At 68.0% G+C, this 537-nt stretch carries 1 protein-coding gene; it reads left to right on the top strand.

The features are described from left to right. Positions 1–537, top strand: a 537-nt coding sequence (locus AC4FQ5_RS19665; RefSeq protein WP_491146229.1) for a hypothetical protein, incomplete at both ends; no start/stop codon positions are given.

The raw sequence follows: 537 nt of genomic DNA, 5'->3' as shown, positions 1-537 counted from the left end.
CGCGACGGTCGTTGCCGGCGAGTGGACGGCGACGGCGCAGTTCGCCGACGACGCCCCCATCAACCAGGCGGTCACGATCACGCAGATCACGGACGGCGAGCCGAACGGCGAGGAGATCGTGACCTTCGCGCTCCCCAACGCCCCCGACCTGCCCGAGCCGGGCGTCGAGGCCAACTTCGAGATCACGTCGCCCTCCGAGGGCGCCGAACTCGACTCCTTCGACGTGACCATCTGGGGAACCGGAAACTCCGGCGCGACGGTCGAGCTGTACGACACGATGGCGGAGCCGATCGTGACCGACGAGCCCGTCGTCATCGATGAGAAGGGCGTCTGGAGCACGACGATCACCTACGCGGAGGACGCCGCGATCCTGCAGTTCGTCGACGCCGTCCAGCTCGAGGACAACGAGGTCACGGCCGAGACGTTCACCTACTTCTACCTCCCGTTCGAGCTCCTTCCGGCCCCCGTCATCACCGCCCCGACCGAGGGACAGGTCATCGCGGGCGACCAGGTGACCTTCACGGGCACGGGCGAACC

The sequence above is a fragment of the Chryseobacterium sp. DT-167 genome (assembly GCF_058310155.1).
Note: the sequence above shows the minus strand (reverse complement) of the source record. Positions and strands in the feature narration are given on the sequence as shown.